Origin of the sequence: Shimia sediminis (assembly GCF_003990645.1) — a bacterium.
GTDB lineage: Bacteria > Pseudomonadota > Alphaproteobacteria > Rhodobacterales > Rhodobacteraceae > Shimia > Shimia sediminis.
In genome coordinates, this window is sequence record NZ_RYZK01000074.1 from 1 (window position 1) to 729 (window position 729).

At 49.0% G+C, this 729-nt stretch carries 1 protein-coding gene; it reads left to right on the top strand.

Annotation, left to right across the window (positions count from 1 at the left end; translation table 11 throughout):
* Positions 1-68 precede the first annotated feature (68 nt).
* Positions 69-729 (top strand): hypothetical protein (locus tag EK369_RS21450; RefSeq protein ID WP_206198159.1); only part of this gene is annotated, 661 nt, incomplete at its 3' end.

The window sequence follows — 729 nt, forward strand, 5'->3', positions numbered from 1 at the left end:
AAACAATACCTACAATGACTGCAGGAGGGATTCATAAAATTCTCCTTGTGAGCGTAGTCTGTTTCTGCATGACTCTGGCCTACCCGATTGATGATAACGAAAAGGCAAAAACCACACAGGCTCCTTTAGCCGGAGCGGAACACTTGGCGAAAGCCCAAGAAAAAGATGCAAAGCTCGAAGAACAAAAGCACCCCGAAGGCAGCGCCAGCTCAAACGACAAACAGCAACATAAACCAGGAGACATTGACCTTCATCCAAAACCAGAAAAGCCACAAGACAGCAAGGACCAACACGCGCAACACCCTGAAAAGCCCTCAGAACAAACCACACTCGTCCCCGGCCACGACCACCAGAAACCTCACGACCATAACGACCAAATAGCTGTGCCCACCGAAGAGAAGAAAGAGGAACAAAAAGACATTGAACTGAGACACCTTGCCCCAGAGCACAGTTCAGTAGGATCGTTTCCTCCCAAAGATGCATCACTTGCAGCAGGAAAATTAGAACACGGAAAGAAAGATAAGGACGAGCAACTACACCAAGAGAAAAAGATCGAAGAAGCAATCTTAGCTTCGTCCGGAGCCCTTGATAAAAAACCAGACGACAAAGCTCACCCAGAATCCACCCCAGCAACCGAAGCCAAGGATGACCAGAAGACCACCTCTGAACATCAAGCGATAACAGAAGCGCCTGGCAAAGCGGAGACCGGAGAAGGTCATGGCACAACAG